Source organism: Luteimonas salinilitoris (assembly GCF_041300785.1).
GTDB lineage: Bacteria > Pseudomonadota > Gammaproteobacteria > Xanthomonadales > Xanthomonadaceae > Luteimonas > Luteimonas salinilitoris.
This window is the reverse complement of sequence record NZ_JBFWIB010000013.1, coordinates 54,233-73,084: the sequence shown is the minus strand read 5'-3', so window position 1 is coordinate 73,084 and position 18,852 is coordinate 54,233. Positions and strand designations below refer to the sequence as shown.

The window sequence follows — 18,852 nt, the reverse complement described above, 5'->3', positions numbered from 1 at the left end:
GATACTCAGGCGAGGCCCTTGACCGCGGCGGCGACCTTGTCGGCGGTGAAGCCAAAATGCTCGAACAGCACGCCCGCCGGCGCCGACGCGCCGAAGCGGTCGAGGCCGACCACGGCGCCGTCGAGGCCGACGTACTTGCGCCAGAAGTCGGTGACGCCGGCCTCGACGGCCACGCGCCGGCGGCAGGCATCCGGCAGGACCGACTCGCGGTAATCCGCGTCCTGGCGGTCGAAGACGTCGGTTGAGGGCATCGACACCACGCGCGTGCGCACGCCATCGGCGTCGAGCGCCGCCTTCGCCTCCATGGCGAGGCCGACCTCGGAGCCGGTGGCGATCAGGATCGCATCGGGGACGCCGCCCTCGGCGTCGGCCAGCACGTAGCCGCCGCGCGCGATCGCCGCCACCTGCGCATCACCGCGCGCCTGGTGCCGCAGGCTCTGGCGCGAGAACACCAGGCAGCTGGGGCCGTCGTTGCGCTCGATCGCGGCCTTCCACGCCACCGCCGACTCGACCGCGTCGCAGGGGCGCCAGACGTCGTTGTGCGGGATGTAACGCAGGCTCGCCAGATGCTCGACGGGCTGGTGGGTGGGGCCGTCCTCGCCCAGGCCGATCGAATCGTGGGTGTAGACATGGATCACGTGCGCGCCCATCAGCGCGCCCATGCGCACGGCGTTGCGGGCGTAGTCGCTGAACACCAGGAAGGTGGCGTCGTAGGGGATGAAGCCGCCGTGCAGCGCCAGGCCGTTGCCGATCGCGGTCATCGCGAACTCGCGCACGCCGTAATAGACGTAGTTCGCGCCCGGATCGTCGCTGGCCGCGGTCTTGCTGCCGCTCCATAGCGTCAGATTGGAGCCTGCAAGGTCGGCGGAGCCGCCGAGCAGTTCCGGCAGCTGCGGCGCGAACGTCTCGATCGCCATCTGCGAGGCTTTGCGCGATGCGATGCTCGGGCCGTCGGCCTGCAGTTTGGCGATATAGGCATCGGCGGCGGCGGCGAAGTCGCCCGGCAGCTCGCCGTGCGAGCGCCGGGCCAGCTCCGCGGCGAGGTTCGGATGCCGCTCGGCATAGGCGTCGAACAGCCGGTTCCACTGGTCCTCGCGCACGGTGCCGGCGCCCTTGGCGCGCCAGCCGTCGTAGATTTCCTGCGGGATCTCGAACGGCCCGTGCGGCCAGTCCAGAGCCTTGCGCGCGGCGGCGATCTCGTCGGCGCCGAGCGGCGCGCCGTGCGAGGACTCCTTGCCGGCCTTGGTGGGTGCGCCGAAACCGATCGTCGTGCGGCAGCAGATCAGCGTGGGCCGCTCGTCCTGCGCCAGCGCGGTGTCGATCGCGGTCCTGACCTCGTCCGGATCGTGGCCGTCGACACCGCGGATCACCTGCCAGCCGTAGGCCTCGAAGCGCGCCGGGGTGTCGTCGGTGAACCAGCCGGCGACCTCGCCGTCGATCGAAATGCCGTTGTCGTCCCAGAACGCCACCAGCTTGCCCAGCTTGAGGGTGCCGGCGAGCGAGGCGGCCTCGTGCGAGATGCCCTCCATCATGCAGCCGTCGCCCATGAACACCCAGGTGCGATGGTCGACGACGGCGTACTCCGGGCGGTTGTAGCGCTGTGCCAGCAGCTTCTCCGCCAGGGCGAAACCGACGGCGTTGGCGAAGCCCTGGCCGAGCGGGCCGGTGGTGGTCTCGACGCCGGTGGTGACGAAGTTCTCCGGGTGGCCCGGGGTCTTGTAGCCGAGCTGGCGGAAGTGCTTCAGGTCTTCCAGCGGCAGGTCGTAGCCGGACAGATGCAGCAGCGCGTACTGCAGCATCGAACCGTGGCCGTTGGACAGCAGGAAGCGGTCGCGGTTGAACCACTTCGGGTTGCTGGGGTTGTGGCTGAGATAGTCGTTCCACAGCACCTCGGCGATGTCGGCCATGCCCATCGGCATGCCCGGGTGCCCGGATTTGGCGGCTTCGACCGCGTCGGCGGCGAGGAAACGGATGGCGTTGGCGAGGTCGCGACGGGTCGGCTTGGTCATGGAGTCCGGGGGCGTTGGCTGCAGCAGGCGGGATGCGCATTGTCCCACGAGCGCCGGCGGTTTGCCGGCCGGCCGCGCACTTCCCGGCGCCCGGTCCGGGGCATGCGGGGAAAAGGCTTCTTCAGCCGCGGATCAACGCGGATCGACACGGATAAAGCCGCCAGGGTGTTTTGCTCGAACGGCACTTCCTGGATCTTCATCCAGCGAACGCTCTGGTGAAAGAATGGCTTGGATCACATGCTGCCGCTCTCATTCGCGTTGATCCGCGTTGATCCGTGGCCAGAATGCTGTTGCACGCTCTTGAGAGCGCCCGCTGCGAACCTGCGCCTATGCCGCCTCCTGCAGGACCTCGGCCTTTGCCTCGCTGCGCCCGATCACCACCGAGCCGGCCATGTCGCCGCCGACGTTGACCACGGTGCGGCACATGTCCAGCAGGCGGTCGACGCCCAGGATCAGGCCGATGCCCTCGGGCGGGATGCCGAACATCGCCAGGATCATCGCGATCACCGGCAGCGAGCCGCCGGGCACGCCGGCGGCACCGACCGAACCGAGGATGCACAGCACCAGGATCATCACCTGCTGCACGAGGCTGAGCTCCACCCCGAAGAACTGCGCCAGGAACAGCACGGTGATGCCCTCGAACAGCGCGGTGCCGTTCATGTTGGCGGTGGCGCCAAGGGTGCAGACGAAGCGGGCGACGCGGCTCGGCACGCCGAGGTTGTCCACCGTGACCTTGAGCGTGGTCGGCAACGTCGCGCTCGAAGACGAGGTGGAGAACGCGGTCAGCAGCGCCGGCTCCGCGCCGCGCAGGAACGTCAGCGGCCCCATGCCACCGAACAGGCGCAGCAGCAGCGGAAACACCACGAAGAAATGGATCGCCAGCGCTGCCAGCACGGTGCCGACGAAGCGCGCCAGCTGCAGCAGCACGTCGATGCCCAGCTTGGCGGTGATCGAGAACAGCAGCGCGGCCACCGCGTACGGCGCCAGCGCGATCACCCAGCCGATCAGCTTCAGGCAGATGTCGTACACGCCCTGCACCGCGTCGACGAAGCTGCGGGTGCCGTCGCTGCGGATCACGGTGGCGGCAACACCGAACATCAGCGCGAAGAACATCACCGCGATCAGGTCGCCATTGGCGGCGGCCTGGACCGGGTTGCGCGGCACGATGTTGAGCAGGATGTCGACGCCGGACACCCCCTGGCGCGCGCTGGCGATCTCGACGGCGCGATCCGACGATGCGGCAAGCAGCTCCTGCCCCACTTCCGGCGGCAAGCCGGTGCCCGGCTGCAGCAGGTTCACCAGCACCAGGCCGATGGTGACGGCAATCGCGGTGACCGCCAGCACCCACAGCAGGGTCTTGATGCCGATGCGGCCGAGCGCGCGCGGATCGCCGATCTCCACCACGCCCAGCACCAGCGCCGAGAACACCAGCGGCATGACCAGCATGAACAGCAGGCGCAGGAACAGCTGGCCGATCGGGTCGGTGACGTAGGCGATCAGGCCCTCGAGCCAGGCCGCCTCGCCAACGAGCAGATTGGCGGCGATGCCGGCAGTGGTGCCGACGACGAACCCGATCAGCATCTTGGTATGCAGCGGCATCCGGCGCGGAGCGGTCACGGTCGGCTCGGTCATGCAGGGCGGTTCCGGTGGGACAACGCGCAGCTTAGCAAAGCGCCCCGGCGGGGCCGGCGGCGTGGGCCGCGGCCGCCTCTTCCGTAGGAGCGCGCCATGCGCGCGATGCCGCGCCAGACAGTCCTTTCCGCTACGACGAAGCCAGCCCCGTCGCCACGGGCGGTGTCAGTGAATAGCCCGCACCTTTAAGCCAAAGAAGATGAGGTGTTGGTCCATCGTGATGGGCTTGGCTATTGATTGGCACCGCCCGTGGCGACGGGGCTTGTCTCACCGCTCACCGCAACGGAAAGGACTGCCTGGCGCGGCATCGCGCGCATGGCGCGCTCCTACGACAGACGCCCCGCCGGCGAAAAATCATTCGGGATACAGCGGCGGCAGCGGCGACGGCTTGGCGGATGCGGCAGCCGGCGGCCGGCGCAGGCCGTCAGCGAACACCTCACGCACCGCGGAACGCGCCGCCGCGGCATCGCCACCCGCCCAGCGTGCGCGCTGCAGCATGTCGATCGCCGCGCGCTGGGCCGGATCGGCGAGTTGCGCCCGCAATGCGTCCAGGTCCGCTGCCGGCGGCGATGCCAGCCTGCACAGCGCATCCCCCACCTCGCCCAGATCCGCGGTGTCCAGCGCGAGTCGCAGGCGCCGCAACCGCGCCGCGTCGGACGCGCAGTCGGCAGGCGTCGCGGCGCCCGGCGGGTCGGACTTCGCCACCGGGCGCCGCTGCAGCGCCCACACCAGCGTGCCCAGCCACAGCAGCGCGAACAGCACCGTCGCCACCGCCCAGGGCCGCACTTCGCCCTGCACGCCGGGCACCCGGATCCAGTCCTGGTCGTCGCCGGTCGCGGCGGTCACGGGCGCAGCCGGGACGGCGTCCGCCGCGGGCGCCGCAGACCCGCCCTCCACCTCCAGGCCGAAGTCGGGCAACGACGCCGTTCGCGCACTGCCCGCGCGCACGTCCCACCATTGCAGTTGCGGACCCCGCACCTGCAGCCGGCCGGCGCGTGCGGGCACGATCGAGAAGCGGCGCGTGAGCCGGACCTGGGGACGGCCGCGGTCGAAATGCTCCTCGATCTCCGGCGGTTCGGCGAAGACCTGGGCGCCGTCCACCTGCAGTTCCGGAGCGACGATCTGCGCCCCGGTTGCGCCGTCGGCGCGCAGTTCCATGACCACCGTCGCGGCCTCGCCGACGCGGGCCGATTGCGGCGTCTGCAGATAGCGCACGTCCAGTCCGCGCAACGGCAGCCACGGTTGCGGCGCGCCGTCCGGGATCGGCGCGATCTCGAGGAAGCGCGGCGCACCGCTGGCACGCAGGATGCGCGAGCCGTTGCCGAACACGTCGTCGAAGAAGCTGCCGCTGCCGCGACCGGTGAACTGCGCCCCCGGAACGGTCAGCGTGCCGCTGCGCTCGGGGATCAGCAGGAAACGGCGCTCGACCACGGTGTAGCGGCGGCCGTCGATGTCGCGGCTGTACTGCAGGTCGTTGCCGATGCGCTGCAGCGATGCGCCTTCGGGCTGCGGTTGCTCGAGCTGCCCGGACACCAGCGGCGTGGCGTAGTACAGGCGCAGCACGTAGCCGATCGCCTGCTGCACGTAGGCCTGCTGGCTGTCCGCTTCGGCCTCGATGAAGGTCACCGCCCCGGCGCGCGCCGGGGCGGTGCTCGCCGGGCTGACGGTCATGGTCAGCGGCTGGGTGCGCTCGCTGCCGACGCGCAGCGCCGGCACCGTGACCAGGCCCTCGCGCCGCGGCTGCAGCGCGACTGCGAACAGCGTGCGGGCTTGCGTGCGGCCGTTGACGGATTCGATCCGGCGGCTGCTGGTATGCCCGCTGACCGTGAAATCCCGGTCCAGCGGCGACCAGTCCGGCGCGTCCACGCCGGCCTGGTCGGTCTCGACGTTGAGCGTTGCGGTCTCGCCGAGTTCGACCCGGTCGCGGTCGAGCCAGGCACGGGTCTGCGCCTGCGCCATGACGGGCAACAGCAGCGACCACAGCAACAGGAACAGCGGCAGGCGTCGGCTCCACGGCATCATCGGTCGGTTCCTTCGCGCCGGCGGCGTTCGTGCTCGAGCCTGAACTTGGCGCGCAGCAGGCCGCCGGGATCATCCGGCACCCGTCGCAGCCAGGCTTCGTTGGCCTCGCGTTGCTCGCGCGCCTCGGGGGTCTCCGCCGGTTCCGCGGCGGCGGTGCGCTCTTCTTCGCCGGCCCGCTGCGGCTGGGCGGCCTGGCGCATGCGTTCGCGTTGCGCGTCATCGGCCTGCTGCTGCGACTGTGCGTCTGCAGGCTCAGGGGCCTGCTCGGCATCATCCGGACGGTCGCCGGAACCCGGCTCGCCGTCACTGTCTTCCGGGGAAGGCTCCTGCCGCGGCTCTCCGTCCTGCGGGGCCTGGGGCGGCTGCCCGGAGCGCTGCTCGCCGTCGGCATCGGCGCGCGGACCCGATGGCGGCTGCCGCCGCATCGCCGCTTCCACCGCCTGCCGGTTGGCGATCGCGTCCTCCATTCCCGGTTGCGCCTGCAGGGCCTGGTCGTAGGCGGCGATGGCCTCCTCGTAGCGGCCGGCCTTCGCCAGCGCGTTGCCGCGGTTGTACGCGGCCTCGGCGCCGGACAACCCCCGCCAGGCGCGCTCGGCGGCGGCGAAGTCGTCGTTGCGGAACGCCTCGATCCCGCTGCGCATCCGCAGGTAGTCGGCCTGGTCGGCGCGGCGCCACAGGTCGCCGCTCTTCGGCTGCTGCGGCGGCGCCGCCGATGACGGCGATGGCAGCGCCGGCAGCTGTGCGGCCGCGGGCGGCAGCGGCAGCCACAGGCACAGCAGCAGCGCGCCCAGGACACCGCCGCGACGGAAGGCGAACACGGCCAGCAGCAGCAACGGCAACAGCAGCCAATAACCGTCGTCGAGCCGGACGCCGGCACGGCCGCCGCGGGCAGTGCCGGCCGCGGCCGTCGCATCCAGCACCCCGAGCGCGCGCAGGTCGGCGTCACCGGCAGCAATGCCTGCATAGCCGCCGCCACCCGCGCGCGCCAGCGCGCGCAGTGCGTCCGCCTCCAGCTGCGCGCGCAGGATGCGTCCGTCGGCGCCGCGATAGGTCCCGCCACGGGCGCTGCCGAGGCCCAGCACCGAGACGCGATAGCCGTCGCGGGCGGCGGCCGCCGCCGCGCGCTGCGCCTCGGCGTCGGCGCCGCCGGTCAGCAGCAGGATCTCGCCACTGTCGAACCCGGCGCGCCGCAACAGTCGCGCCGACCGGTCGATCGCGCGCCCGGGCCGGCTGCCGTCGACGGGCATGATCTCCGGCGACAACGCGTCGATGAACAGTGCGACATTGGCCGCGTCGGCGGTCAACGGCGCGACGGTGAACGCATCCTCGGCGAAGGCGACCAGCCCGACCTGTCCGCCGGCGCGTTCGCGCAGCAGCGCGTCGATCTTGGCCCGCGCCTGCAGCAGCCGCGACGGCGGCAGGTCGTTGGCGAGCATGGCGCTGGAGAGGTCGACGGAGATCACCAGCGGCATGCTCGGCTGCCAGAGCGGCTGCGTGCCATGGCGCCAGCTCGGGCCGGCCAGCGCCAGCACCGCGAGCGCGAACGCCAGCAGCGCCGCCACCAGCCCGCCGATGCCGCGTGTGCCCGCCCGCGCTTCCAGCAGGTGCGGCAGCAAGTGCGGATCGACGTTGTCGCGCCAGGCGCTTCGCGCCTGCCGCTGCGCCCGCCACCACCAGGCGAGGACCGGCAGCGCCGCCAGCGCCCACAGCCAATGCGGACGGAGGAATTCCAGCTCGCCGAACAGGCCGCTCATGCCCGTGCCCCTGCCAGTCCGGACCGACGCCAGCGCCGCAGCCGCGGCAGCAGCAGCGCGTCCAGCCCCAGTAACAACGCCAGCCCCAGTGGCCAGTAATATCGCTCGACGCGCGGGCGTACCGACTGCGCCGGCCGCTGCACCGGCTCCAGGCGATCGATCTCGGCGTAGATGCCGGCGAGCTCCGCGGTATCGCGGGCGCGGAACATGCGCCCACCGGTCATCGCCGAGACCCGCTGCAGCGTCGCCTCGTCCATTTCCTCGCCGCCGCCGGGCCCGCGCACACGGAAGCCGAACATCGACAGCTCGCCGCCGTCGCCGCCGAAGGCGATGGTGTGGATGCGCACCTGGGCATCGCGTGCGAGTTCCGCGGCCTTGACCGGCTCAAGCAGCCCCGCGGTGTTGACGCCATCGGTAAGGAGGATCAGCACGCGCTGGCCGGCCTCCGCCCCGGTCTCCGCGCGCAGGCGCTTGACCGCCAGGCCGATCGCATCGCCGATCGCGGTCTCGCGCCCGGCCAGGCCGATCACGCTGTCGAGCAGCTGTTCGCGCACCGAGTCGCGGTCGAGCGTGAGCGGCGCCACCGCATAGGCGCGGCGTCCGAACACCAGCAAACCGACCCGATCGCCGGCGCGCCGGTCGAGGAAATCGGCGATGACCGCCTTGGCGGCAGTGAGCCGGTCGACGATGCGATCGCCGAGCAGCATGTCCTCCTCGGCCATGCTGCCGGACAGGTCCACCGCCAGCATCAGGTCGCGCCCCGCCTGCGGCGGCTGCACCGCCTCGCCGAGTTGTTGCGGCCGCGCCGCGGCCACGCACAGCAGCACCCAGGCCAATGCGCCCAGCCACAATGCAGGCCCGCCGCCTGCGCGCGCCGGCCCTCGCGCCGCGGCGATCGCGCTCAAGCGCTCGCCGTAAGGCACCCGTAGCGCGGCGCCGCCGCTGCGCGCCGCCGGCAGCAGGGCACGCAACAGCCATGGCAGCGGCAGTGCCAGCAACAGCCACGGCCAGGCGAAGCCGTCGAGCCCGAAGGGCAGCCACGACCAGGCGCCGTCGTTCATGGCCGGCCCGTGGTCCACACGAGAAACCGCGCCCGCGCGATCGTGCGCAGGCGCGCCAGCTGCACGGCATCGACGTCGCGACGATAGCCGCCTTCCAGCAGCAGCTGGCCTGTCTCGCCATCGAACGCGGCCTGCTTCGCACCGCGATCGAGCAAGCGCAGCCATTCCTCTCCGCCCAGCGCCTCCGCTCCCGGCTCGCGCCGCCGCGCGGCACGGCGCAGCAACTCGGAGATCGCGGCGACGGCGGCTGCCGGCGTGGGCGCGCCGTCGACCGTGGCGTCGAACAGGCGCTCCATCTCCCGCCGGCGCCGGCGCCGGCGCCGATACGCCCACAGCAGCGCCGCGACGATCGCCAGCAGCAATGCGGCCAGCAGCCACCAGCCGGGGGCGGGCAGCCACCACGATGGCGCCGGCGGTTCGTGGATGTCGCGCAGCACCAGCGCGCTCACGCCGTCCCCCGTGTCGAGAACAGCGGCAGCCAGGCATCGCTGGCCGCGTCGCCCGACAGTGCCTGCACGCGCACGCCGCGCGTGGGCAGGGTCGCCAGCGCGGTGCGCAACGGCGCTTCGAAGGCGTTGCGCCAGCGTTGCCGCTGGGCGGCGACGCCGAGATCGAGTTCGATCCGCTGCTGCCCGCTGCGGAACGGCAACGGCGCGCGCGGCGGATCGCGTTCGAGCGGGTCGGTCAGCAGCAGCACCACCACCTCGCCGTGCATCGCCAGCGCCGGCCAACGGCGGGCGGGAACGGCGGCGATGCTGGCCGGATCGGCCAGCACCAGCAGCCGCGAGCCGGGGCGCAGCAGCCTGCCGGCATGGTCGAGCGCGACATCGAGCCCGGCATCGTCGCCGGGAGGTTGCGCATACCAGCGTACCAACGCGTCCAGCACGCGCAGCGCGCCGCGCGGGCCGGAGGCGGGCGGCACCGGCGCCTCGGTGGCACTGCCCCGCAGCGCCGCGATCCGGTCGCCGTCGCGCACCGCGGCCCAGGCGCCGATCGCGCCGGCGCGTGCCGCCTGCACCGACTTGAAACGCACGCGGGTGCCGAAATACAACGCCGGCGCGGTGTCGGCGACGATCAGGGTCAGGCGCTCGCGCTCGGCCTGGTAGAGCTTGGTGTGCGGCCGGCCGCTGCGCGCGGTGAGCCGCCAGTCGATATGCCGCGCATCGTCGCCCGGCGCGTACTCGCGCGATTCGGCGTACTCCATGCCGCGCCCGCGCAGCGCCGACGGCGCCGGGCCGGAGGCCCCGTGGCGGCCCCGCCGCGGCACGCGCCGCGCGGTTGCGGCGGCACGCAACTCGACCAGTTCGGCCAGCGACGGCCGGATACCGTCGGCTTCGGGTGAATGAGGGCCAGTGCCGTGATTCATGTCGTGAACGGCGGGCGAAACACGCCCGCCTTGCTCGTCAAACCGGATAGTGCATTCCGAAGCGCCGTAGAGCGGAGCTTGCTCCGCTGCTCCCGGTTCTGGCTCCGGCACCCGCGCAGCCGAGCAAGCTCGGCTCTACGCGCTGCCGTGAAGCGCGCCATCGCGGCGGCCGCGTCTCGCCTCGTCAAGGCAGCGGTACCTTCTCCAGCAGTTCCGCCACCAGCCGCTCGCCGTCCCAACCTTCCGCCGTCGCCTCGTAGCTGGGCAGCACGCGATGCCGCAGCACGTCGGGGGCTACCTCGCGCACGTCCTCGGGGGTGACGTAATCGCGACCGGCCAACCAGGCGCGCGCGCGCGCGCAGCGCTCCAGCGCGATCGATCCGCGCGGACTGGCGCCCCAGGCGATCCGCCGCGCCAGCGCCGCGTCGTAGCGCGCGGCATCGCGCGAGGCCAGTACCAGTTCGATCAGGTAGCGCTCCAGCTGCGGCGCCAGGTGCAGCTCGAGCACCGCCGCGCGCGCGGCGAAGACATCATCGAGCGGCAACTGCCTCGGAACCGCATCGGTCGCCTGCAAAGTGGCGCGGGCGCGCTCGCGTGCCAGCCGCAGGATCTCGGTTTCGGCGGACACGTCGGGATAGCCGATCCGCACGTACATCAGGAAGCGGTCGAGCTGCGCCTCGGGCAGCGGGAACGTGCCCTCCTGTTCGATCGGGTTCTGCGTCGCCATCACCAGGAACAGCGGCGGCAGCGGATACGTGTGCCGCCCAACCGTCACCTGGCGCTCGCCCATCGCCTCGAGCAGCGCCGACTGCACTTTCGCCGGCGCGCGGTTGATCTCGTCGGCCAGCAGCAGCGGATGGAAGATCGGCCCCGCCTGGAACTCGAAACGGCCGTCCTGCGGCCGCCAGACCTCGGTGCCGGTCAGGTCCGCCGGCAGCAGGTCGGGCGTGAACTGCACACGGGCGAACTCGGCTTCCAGGCGCGCCGCCAGCGCCCGGATCGCGCTGGTCTTGGCCAGCCCCGGAGCGCCTTCGACCAGCAGGTGGCCGTCGGCCAGCAGCGCGATCAGCAGCCGTTCGATGAGCGCCTGCTGGCCGACGATCTCGGCGGACAGATCGTCGCGCAGGGCGCGGAAGGCGTCGTGCAGGCGCGACGCCTCTGCATTGCGGGCTGGGATATCCATGATGTTGTGAACGACGGTCCCGTGAACGGCGACGCGAAGCGCGTCAGGCGCAGTTTGACCGAAACCGGCCGTGGAGGTTCACGGCCGCGGTCGCGCCCCGTCGGCCTGCTGCGCTGCCAAAACGATGACGGGGCCCGAAGGCCCCGTCGTCATGTCATTTTCCGCTTCGTCCGCTCAGCCGGCGCGCTGCGCGACCCGCAGCACCTTCGGCGTGACGAAGATCAACAGCTCGGCCTTGCTGTTGCTCTTGCCGCGGGTCTTGAACAGGTTGCCGATGATCGGGAGGTCGCCGAGGAACGGGATCTTCGACATCGTCTGCCGGTCCTGGAACTCATAGACGCCGCCGATCACCACGGTCTGGCCGTCGTCGATCAGCACCGCGGTGGTGATCTCGCGCCGTGCCAGGTTCGGGACCGAACCGAAACCCACGATCTCGGTGAAGTCCTCGATCTCGTCCTTCTTCACGTTCATGGCCAGGAACACGCGGCCATCGTTGGTGATGGTCGGCGTGACGGTCAGCTCCAGCAGCGCCTCCTTGAACTGCACGGTCGGCACGTTGTTGCTCTGGCCGCCGGTGACCGTCAGGTAACCCACCTCGCGGCCCTGCTTGATCACCGCCTCCCTCTGGTTGCTGGTGACGATGCGCGGATTGGAGATCACCTCGCCGCGCTGCTCCTGCTGCAGGGCCTGCAGTTCGAGATCCCAGTCGATGGTGTTGCCGAGAATCGTGAAGGCGATCGAGCCGGGGTTGAGGTCGCGGATGCTGAAGTCGTTGTTCAGCGCATTCTCCCCCCAGCTCGGAAAATCGCCGTCTGGGTCGCGGATGAACTCGTTGGTCGACTCGATCAGGCCTTGGTTGCTCTCCAGCGAACCGGACGCGATCAGATTATCCTTGGCGCCCCTGACCCCGAACCGCGCCCCCAGATCCCGCGCGAACGACTCGTTGGCGATCACGATCCGCGCCTCGATGACCACCTGGTCGACCGGCTTGTCGAGCATCGTGACCAGCCGCTTGATCTCCGCCACCCGCTGCGGGATGTCGATCGCCAGCAGGGTGTTGGTGCGGCGATCGAAGCTCAGGCTGCCGCGCGAGGACAGGAAGCCGCGGTTGTTGCTGGCGCCGCCACCGCCGCCGCCGCCCGAGCTGGTCTTGCTCTCGTCGGTCAGCAGCCCCGCGATGTCCTCGGCGTTGCCGTAGCTGATCGGGATGTACTCGGTGACCATCTCCGCGCGCTCCTCGATCGCCAGGCGCGCGTCCGCCTTGTCCTGCTCGAACTTGGCGATCTCCGACTGCGGCGCCACCCAGACCACGTTGCCGCTGCTGCGCTTGTCCAGCGACTTGGCCTGCAGCACGATGTCCAGCGCCTGGTCCCACGGCACGTTGATCAGGCGCAGGGTGACGTTACCCTGCACCGTGTCGGAGGCGACGATGTTGAGGTTCGACTCCTCGGCGATCAGCTGCAGCACCGTGCGCACCGGCACGTCCTGGAAGTTGAACGTCACCGGCCGGCCGCTGTAGGCGCGCTCGCCCGGGGCCGTGGCCGTGGCCTGGCTGGCCGCGACGGCGGTATTGGCCGCGCCGACCGCACGCTGTGCCTGCGCCGCCCGCGGCACCAGCTCGACGATGTACTCGCGGCCGCTCTGGTAGGCCATGGGCTCGAACGCGCCCTGTGCGCTGAGCACGATCCTGGTACCGGTGCCGTTCTGCATGGCGTCGATGCGCTGGACCGGGGTGGCGAAGTCGGTCACGTTGAGCGGCCGCTGCAACGACGCCGGCAAGTTGGCGTTGCCGACGTCGACCACCACGCTGCTGCCCTGGGTGCTCATGTCGGGGGCCGCGCCCTCGCCGTCGAAGCTCAGGATCAGCTTGCCGGAGCCGCCCTCGCCGCGCTTGAAGTCGATCTTGTCGACCGCGACGGCGCCGGGAATCCGCTTGGCGGGATCGGTGGCCGCGATCGGCGCCGCCTGCGCCATCGCGACGTACGGCGCGACGGTCGCGGGCTGCGCGGCGTGCACGCCGGCGGTGGCGGCCAGCAGGCCCGCCACGAGTCCGAGCGCCGCAGTGTGGATCGGCAGGACGCGTCGCGTCGATTGCGGGCCTTGCGCGTTGCTAACGATCATCATCCTTCCCCTAATCAATTGTTTTCGAGCGCAACCGACGCCGGGCGTTCCAGCCAGCCGCCCGCGCCATCCGGCACAAGTTCAACGAGTTCGATGCGATCCTCGGCGATCGACGTGATGCGACCGTCGCTCTGGCCCAGATAGTCGCCCACACGGATGCGATGTGTCACCTTGTCGGGCGCCATGACCAGCCCGACCAGGCCGCCGCCCTGGCCGATGGTACCGACCATGTCCATGCTGTCGAGCGGGAATTCCTCCAGCGGCTGCTTGCGCCGGTCGGAGTCCGGGCGCGGCCCGCTGCCGCTCGCATCCGAGGTGAAGGCGTCGCTGAAGGGGTCGCGCAATCCCTGCGCCGCGTATTCGAAGGTCTCGAACTGCTGCATCACCGGCAACGGATCGAGCGGCGGCGCCGGCTGTGCGCGCACGTTGGCCACCCATTCCTCGAGGTTCGGCGCGTCCCCGGGGCTGCTGGTGACGCCGCGGCCGCAGCCGGCGAGCGCCACCGCGAGCGCCAGCCCGAGCGCGCCGCGCATTGCATTCCGACTCATGCGCATGTCAGTGCCCCCCCCCGGCGCTGGCCGCCGCCGCTTCCTGCTCGGCCGTTTCCTCTTCGTCGAGGTAGCGGTAGGTCTTCACCGTGCCCGCCAGCTCCAGGTTGGCACCCGGGCGGATACCGCCGCCGCCGCGCGGCTGCAGCGAGATGTCGTGCATCGTCATGATCACCACGCGCGGCAACGAGGCCACGCCGCTGACGAACGCGCCGAACTGGTGGTAGGAGCCCTGCATGCGCAGCGCGATCGGCTTCTCGGCGTAGAACTCCTTGGGCGTCTCCGGACCGGGCTGGAACAGCTCGTTCTGGATGCCGGTGGCGATCGCGGTCTGCGAGATGTCGACGATCAGGTCGGGCATCTCGGTGCGGCTGGGCAGCTGCCGCAGCATCTGCTGCAGCTGCTGCTCCATCTGCGCCAGCTGCTGCTTGAGCGGCTCGAGATTGGCGGCGCGGCCCTGCTTGGTCTCGAACTCGGCGCGCTTCTCCGTTTCCTGCCGCTCGAGCCCCTCGAGCTGGCCGAGCTTGTCGCGCACGACCAGCCACCACAGCAATCCGAAGATCAGCAGCCCGAGCAGCACGCAGAAGCCGATCTTGTACTCGCGCGGCCACGAGCCGGCGTTGTTGAAGTCGAGCTCGCGCAGCGACACCTTGCGTTTCTGGCTCACGAGGCGGCTCCTTCTGCGGCTGCGGTCGTATCGGCGGCTTCACCGGCTTCGCTGTCCACGTCGCCGTCGACGCCTTCCTCGCCCTCGGCCACCGCGTTGGGGCTGGCCAGGGTCACCGAAAGACGGAACTGGTAAGGCAGGCCCGGGTTGAACGCCGCGCCATCGGCCGCCTTGGCCTCGATGATCGACAGGTCCGGCCGCGTCATCCAGCCGGAGCCCTCCAGGTTGCGCATGTAGGTGCTGACCCGGGCGTTGGACTGCGCTCGCCCTTCCAGCGTCAGCTTCTGGCCTTCCTGCTTGAGCGTGGTCAGCATGACGCCGTCTGGGATCGTGCGGACCAGCGAGTCGAACAGATGCACCATCTGCGAGCGGCTGGCCTGCAGCTCCTCGATCACTTCCTTGCGCGCCAGCAGCCGGGCACGCTGGCGGTCGAGTTCGTCGATCTCCTTGATCTTCTCGTCAACCTGGGCAATCTGCTGGTCGAGATAGGCATTGCGCGCCTGCTGGCCTTCGATCTGGCCATTGTAGTACGCGTTCACCAGGAACCACGCCAGCACGCCGATCACGGCGGCAAAGGCGAGCATGACGCCGAATTCTTTCTGTCGCTGCTTGCGGCGCTCGGCGCGCCACGGCAGCAGGTTGATCCTCGCCATCAGTCGAAGCTCCTCAGTGCGAGCCCGCAGGCGATCATCAGGGCCGGTGCGTCCTGTGCCAGCGCGTGGGCCTGCACGCGCGCACCGAGCGTCATCTGCGCCAACGGATTGGCGACCACGGTCTGGACCCCCAGCTGCTCTTCCACCATCTCGGACACGCCGGAAATCGAGGCGCAGCCCCCGGCGAGCACGATCTGGTCGACGCGGTTGAACTCGCTGCCGGCATAGAAGAACTGCAGCAGACGGCTGATCTGCTGCACCAGGGCCTCCTTGAAGGGTTCGAGCACCTCGATCTCGTAGCTGTCGGGCAGGCCGCCCTGGCGCTTGGCCAGGCCCGCCTCCTCGTAGCTGAGGCCGTAGCGGCGCATGACCTCGTCGGTCAGCTGCTTGCCGCCGAAGACCTGCTCGCGGCTGTAGATGCTGCGGCCGTTGCGCAGGATGTTGAGGGTGGTCATGGTGGCGCCGATATCGACCAGCGCGACGATGCCGTCATGCGGCGTGTTCAGCGTGCCGGCCAGCAGCGCGTAGGCGTTCTCGATGGCGAAGGCCTCGACGTCCATCACCCGGGCGGACAGGCCGCCGAGTTCCAGGGCGGAGGCGCGCATCTCCACGTTCTCCGAACGCGACGCGGCCAGCAGCACCTGCGCCATCTCGGCGTTGCCCGGCATCGAGCCGAGTACCTCGAAGTCGAGGTTCACTTCCTCGATCGGGTACGGGATGTAGTTCACCGCCTCCAGCTCGACCGCGGACTCCATCTCCTCCTCGTCCAGGTCGGCCGGCATCGGGATCACCTTGGTGATGACCGCCGAACCGGCGACCGCGGCCGCGGCATGCCTGGCCTTGCTGCCCGAGCGCGACATCGCGCGGCGGATGGCCTCGCCGACCGCCTCGACCTCGACGATGTTCTTCTCGACCACCGCATTGGGCGGCAGCGGCTCGACGGCATAGTGCTCGACCCGATAGCGCTCGCCCGAGCGCGACAGCTGCAGAAGCTTGACCGCTGTCGAACTGATGTCGACGCCTACAAGCGGCGACTGGCTTTTTGTGATTAGCCCCACGATTTTCCCCTTTGTCACGGGCGCTTAAACGCGCAACGTGCCCCGGCGCATTAAATAACGGACTTTTCACCCCTTGGCAACCGTCGACATGTCTGAACCGTGCGGCAGTGCGCTGTTCGCCCCTCCGACTGAACGCCGAAACGGGATCGCCCGGGCCAAGGACCGCTCTCCTCTATACTCCGCGACCACGACAATTGTGACGCACTCCAGCCGGATACCCCACCCATGCCCTCATTCCGACGCCTGTTGCGCTGGCTCCTGATCGCGGTCCTGGGCCTGGGCCTGCTGGGAGTGCTGGCCGCCGGCACCCTCTACTTCGTGGTCTCGGCGCGCCTGCCGGACGTGCAGAGCCTGCGCACCGTCGAACTGCAGGAGCCGATGTACGTCTACGCCCGCGACGGCCGCCTGATGGCCCTGTTCGGCGAGATCCGGCGTTATCCGGTCCGGATCGAGGAAGTCCCGGAGGCGGTGAAGCAGGCCTTCATCGCCATCGAGGACAACCGCTTCTACGAGCACCACGGCGTCGACTACCGGGGCGTGGCCCGGGCGATCTGGCTGCTGGCCACCACCGACGACCGCCGCGTGCCGGGCGGCTCCACCATCACCCAGCAGGTGGCGCGCCAGTTCTTCCTCAGTTCCGAGTACAGCTACACCCGCAAGCTGGCCGAGATGCTGCTGGCGATGAAGATGGAGCGGGAGCTGAGCAAGGACGAGATCTTCGAGCTGTACCTGAACCGGAGCTTCTTCGGCAACCGCGCCTACGGCATCGCCGCCGCGGCGGAGTTCTACTACGGCAAGCCGCTCGACCAGCTGAGCCTGGACGAGGTCGCCACCCTGGCCTCGATCCCCAAGTTCCCGTCCAGCGGCAATCCGGTCACCAATCCCGAACGTGCGCGCATCCGCCGCGATTACGTGCTGCAACGCATGCGCGAGCTCGACTTCATCGACACCGCCCGGGAGCGCGCCGGCCAGGCGGCGGACATGCACGCCAAGCCGCACGAACGCCCGGTCGAGGTCTATGCGCCGTTCGTGGCGGAGATGGTGCGGCAGGAGATGATCGCCCGCTATGGCGGCGACGTGCTGACCAAGGGCTATCACGTCGTGACCACCATCGACCCGACCTTCCAGGCCGCCGCCGACCAGGCGGTGCGCGACGGGCTCGTCGTCTACGACCGTCGCCATGGCTGGAACGAGGCCGAGCAGACGTTCGAGCTGGCCGCCGACGAGGACGCCGCCACCGCCGCGACCCGCCTGCGCGGGATCCCGGCGCAATCCGGCATGCTGGCGGCGATCGTGCTGCGCAGCGGCGACGGCACCGTCGATGCCGTGCTGGGCGACGGCAGCACGGTGACCCTGGACGCCGCCGCCAGCCGCTGGACCAACCGCGCGCCCTCGGCGCTGGCCGAACGCGGCGACCTGATCCGTGTCCGCCGCGTCGTCGAGGCCCCCACCGGGCCCGAGGGCGACGACGCCGATGCGGCCGAACCGGCCGTCAGCTATCGGCTCGAGCAACTGCCGCGTGCGCAATCGGCCCTGGTGTCGCTGGAACACGACACCGGCGCGCTGCGCGCCCTGGTCGGCGGTTTCAGCTTCGCCGGGCAGAAGTTCAACCGCGCCGTCCAGGCTCGGCGCCAGCCGGGCTCCAGCTTCAAGCCGTTCATCTATGCCGCGGCCTTCGAGCGCGGCTTCAACCCGGCCTCGATCGTGCTCGACGCGCCGGTGGTGTTCCGCATGCGCCGCGGCCAGGACTGGCGCCCGCAGAACGACGACGGCAGGTTCGCCGGCCCGATGCGGCTGCGCGAGGCGCTGGTGCGATCGCGCAACCTGGTCTCGGTGCGCCTGCTCGACGCGATCGGCGTGGACTACGCGCGCCGCTATATCAGCCACTTCGGCTTCGACGAGGCCGAGCTGCCGCCGAACCTGTCGATCTCCCTCGGCACGCCGTCGTTGACCCCACTGGACATCGCCCGCGGCTACGCCGTCTTCGCCAATGGCGGCTTCCGTGTCACGCCGTGGTTCATCGACGAGGTGCGCGACCGCGATGGCGAGGTGATCTTCAAAGAGACCCCGGGCGTCGCCTGCCGCGGTTGCGGCGCGGGCAGTACCCCGGGGCGGCAGGCATCGCGCTCGCATGTCGTCGACGGCTTCGACCTGGGCCCGACCGCGCCGCCCGCGCCCGAGCCGGAACCCGAGCAGGACCGGCCCGAGGACGACCCCGACGAGATCGTCGTCGACCTGGAGTTGGAGCAGGCCCCGCGCGCGATCGACGAACGCGTCGCCTGGCAGCTGGTGTCGATGATGCGCGACGTGGTCCGCCGCGGCACCGGCACCGCCGCGCGCGTGCTCGAGCGTGAGGACGTGGGCGGCAAGACCGGCTCGACCAACGACCATCGCGATGCCTGGTTCTCCGGCTTCGGGGGCAACCTGGCGACCACGGTCTGGGTCGGCCGCGACGATAACCGCTCGCTCGGCTACCGCGAGTACGGCGGCCGCGCCGCGCTGCCGATCTGGATCGACTACATGCGGGTCGCGCTCGACGGCCAGCCGCCGATGCCGCACGATCCGCCCGAGGGCTTGGTCGAGGTCTCGGTGAGCGCCAGCGGCAGGCTGCTGCCCAGCGGCTCCGGCGGCATCACCGAATACGTCAAGGTCGAGGACCTGGAGCGCATGGCCGGCGAGATGGACGACGGCTACGACGACTCGATTCCGAGCGAGGAAGCGTTCGACATCTTCTAGCGTGCCGTGCAAGCACCGGCGTGGCAGTGCGGCGGCGCGAGC

Annotated in this window: 14 protein-coding genes; 1 reads left to right on the top strand and 13 read right to left on the bottom strand. The window is 70.6% G+C overall.

Going from position 1 to position 18,852, the window contains the following annotated elements:
* Positions 1-5 precede the first annotated feature (5 nt).
* The 13 genes from tkt to AB5T46_RS16535 all read right to left on the bottom strand — a co-directional run bounded on the left by tkt (position 6) and on the right by AB5T46_RS16535 (position 16,074).
* Positions 6-2,009, bottom strand: coding sequence for a transketolase (gene tkt / locus AB5T46_RS16595; RefSeq protein WP_370565162.1), 2,004 nt, complete (start codon positions 2,007-2,009; stop codon positions 6-8).
* A gap of 327 nt (positions 2,010-2,336) precedes the next feature.
* Entirely contained in the window at positions 2,337-3,641 is a 1,305-nt protein-coding gene (locus AB5T46_RS16590) for a dicarboxylate/amino acid:cation symporter (protein WP_370565161.1), read from the bottom strand.
* A gap of 354 nt (positions 3,642-3,995) precedes the next feature.
* Positions 3,996-5,663: a BatD family protein gene (locus tag AB5T46_RS16585; RefSeq protein ID WP_370565160.1), complete on the bottom strand. Its 1,668-nt coding sequence runs from the start codon at positions 5,661-5,663 to the stop codon at positions 3,996-3,998.
* On the bottom strand, positions 5,660-7,417 hold the full coding sequence (locus AB5T46_RS16580; RefSeq protein WP_370565159.1) for a VWA domain-containing protein: 1,758 nt from the start codon (positions 7,415-7,417) through the stop codon (positions 5,660-5,662). Before AB5T46_RS16580 ends, AB5T46_RS16585 begins: the two co-directional genes overlap by 4 nt.
* The gene (locus tag AB5T46_RS16575; RefSeq protein ID WP_370565158.1) at positions 7,414-8,478 is read right to left on the bottom strand and encodes a vWA domain-containing protein; all 1,065 of its coding nucleotides are present in this window, start codon (positions 8,476-8,478) and stop codon (positions 7,414-7,416) included. The genes AB5T46_RS16580 and AB5T46_RS16575 overlap by 4 nt, the downstream gene beginning before the upstream one ends.
* Positions 8,475-8,927, bottom strand: a complete 453-nt coding sequence (locus AB5T46_RS16570) for a DUF4381 family protein (protein ID WP_370565156.1) — start codon at positions 8,925-8,927, stop codon at positions 8,475-8,477. Before AB5T46_RS16570 ends, AB5T46_RS16575 begins: the two co-directional genes overlap by 4 nt.
* The gene (locus tag AB5T46_RS16565; RefSeq protein WP_370565155.1) at positions 8,924-9,844 is read right to left on the bottom strand and encodes a DUF58 domain-containing protein; all 921 of its coding nucleotides are present in this window, start codon (positions 9,842-9,844) and stop codon (positions 8,924-8,926) included. The genes AB5T46_RS16570 and AB5T46_RS16565 overlap by 4 nt, the downstream gene beginning before the upstream one ends.
* 184 nt (positions 9,845-10,028) lie before the next feature.
* Entirely contained in the window at positions 10,029-11,027 is a 999-nt protein-coding gene (locus AB5T46_RS16560) for an AAA family ATPase (RefSeq protein ID WP_370565154.1), read from the bottom strand.
* A 174-nt stretch (positions 11,028-11,201) separates the two neighbouring features.
* Positions 11,202-13,148, bottom strand: a complete 1,947-nt coding sequence (locus AB5T46_RS16555; protein ID WP_370565153.1) for a type IV pilus secretin PilQ — start codon at positions 13,146-13,148, stop codon at positions 11,202-11,204.
* Between the two features lie 14 nt (positions 13,149-13,162).
* Positions 13,163-13,696: a pilus assembly protein PilP gene (locus tag AB5T46_RS16550; RefSeq protein WP_370565152.1), complete on the bottom strand. Its 534-nt coding sequence runs from the start codon at positions 13,694-13,696 to the stop codon at positions 13,163-13,165.
* Positions 13,697-13,703: 7 nt separating this feature from the next.
* A complete protein-coding gene (locus tag AB5T46_RS16545; RefSeq protein ID WP_370565151.1) occupies positions 13,704-14,363 on the bottom strand; it encodes a type IV pilus inner membrane component PilO in 660 nt (219 codons plus the stop codon).
* The gene (locus AB5T46_RS16540; RefSeq protein ID WP_370565150.1) at positions 14,360-15,016 is read right to left on the bottom strand and encodes a PilN domain-containing protein; all 657 of its coding nucleotides are present in this window, start codon (positions 15,014-15,016) and stop codon (positions 14,360-14,362) included. The genes AB5T46_RS16545 and AB5T46_RS16540 overlap by 4 nt, the downstream gene beginning before the upstream one ends.
* A complete protein-coding gene (locus AB5T46_RS16535; protein WP_370565149.1) occupies positions 15,016-16,074 on the bottom strand; it encodes a pilus assembly protein PilM in 1,059 nt (352 codons plus the stop codon). Before AB5T46_RS16535 ends, AB5T46_RS16540 begins: the two co-directional genes overlap by 1 nt.
* A 225-nt stretch (positions 16,075-16,299) precedes the next feature.
* Here AB5T46_RS16535 and AB5T46_RS16530 point away from each other — a divergent pair, with 225 nt between their 5' ends.
* On the top strand, positions 16,300-18,810 hold the full coding sequence (locus AB5T46_RS16530) for a penicillin-binding protein 1A (RefSeq protein ID WP_370565148.1): 2,511 nt from the start codon (positions 16,300-16,302) through the stop codon (positions 18,808-18,810).
* The last annotated feature ends 42 nt before the right edge of the window (positions 18,811-18,852 follow it).

What these genes read in the sequence shown, in the direction of transcription:
- AB5T46_RS16560 (WP_370565154.1), bottom strand. Translation starts at nt 11,027, where the DNA reads ATGGATATCCCAGCCCGCAATGCAGAGGCGTCGCGCCTGCACGACGCC.
- AB5T46_RS16580 (WP_370565159.1), bottom strand. Translation starts at nt 7,417, where the DNA reads ATGAGCGGCCTGTTCGGCGAGCTGGAATTCCTCCGTCCGCATTGGCTG.
- AB5T46_RS16585 (WP_370565160.1), bottom strand. Translation starts at nt 5,663, where the DNA reads ATGATGCCGTGGAGCCGACGCCTGCCGCTGTTCCTGTTGCTGTGGTCG.
- AB5T46_RS16555 (WP_370565153.1), bottom strand. Translation starts at nt 13,148, where the DNA reads ATGATCGTTAGCAACGCGCAAGGCCCGCAATCGACGCGACGCGTCCTG.
- AB5T46_RS16565 (WP_370565155.1), bottom strand. Translation starts at nt 9,844, where the DNA reads ATGAATCACGGCACTGGCCCTCATTCACCCGAAGCCGACGGTATCCGG.
- AB5T46_RS16590 (WP_370565161.1), bottom strand. Translation starts at nt 3,641, where the DNA reads ATGACCGAGCCGACCGTGACCGCTCCGCGCCGGATGCCGCTGCATACC.
- AB5T46_RS16530 (WP_370565148.1), top strand. Translation starts at nt 16,300, where the DNA reads ATGCCCTCATTCCGACGCCTGTTGCGCTGGCTCCTGATCGCGGTCCTG.
- tkt (WP_370565162.1), bottom strand. Translation starts at nt 2,009, where the DNA reads ATGACCAAGCCGACCCGTCGCGACCTCGCCAACGCCATCCGTTTCCTC.
- AB5T46_RS16550 (WP_370565152.1), bottom strand. Translation starts at nt 13,696, where the DNA reads ATGAGTCGGAATGCAATGCGCGGCGCGCTCGGGCTGGCGCTCGCGGTG.
- AB5T46_RS16540 (WP_370565150.1), bottom strand. Translation starts at nt 15,016, where the DNA reads ATGGCGAGGATCAACCTGCTGCCGTGGCGCGCCGAGCGCCGCAAGCAG.
- AB5T46_RS16575 (WP_370565158.1), bottom strand. Translation starts at nt 8,478, where the DNA reads ATGAACGACGGCGCCTGGTCGTGGCTGCCCTTCGGGCTCGACGGCTTC.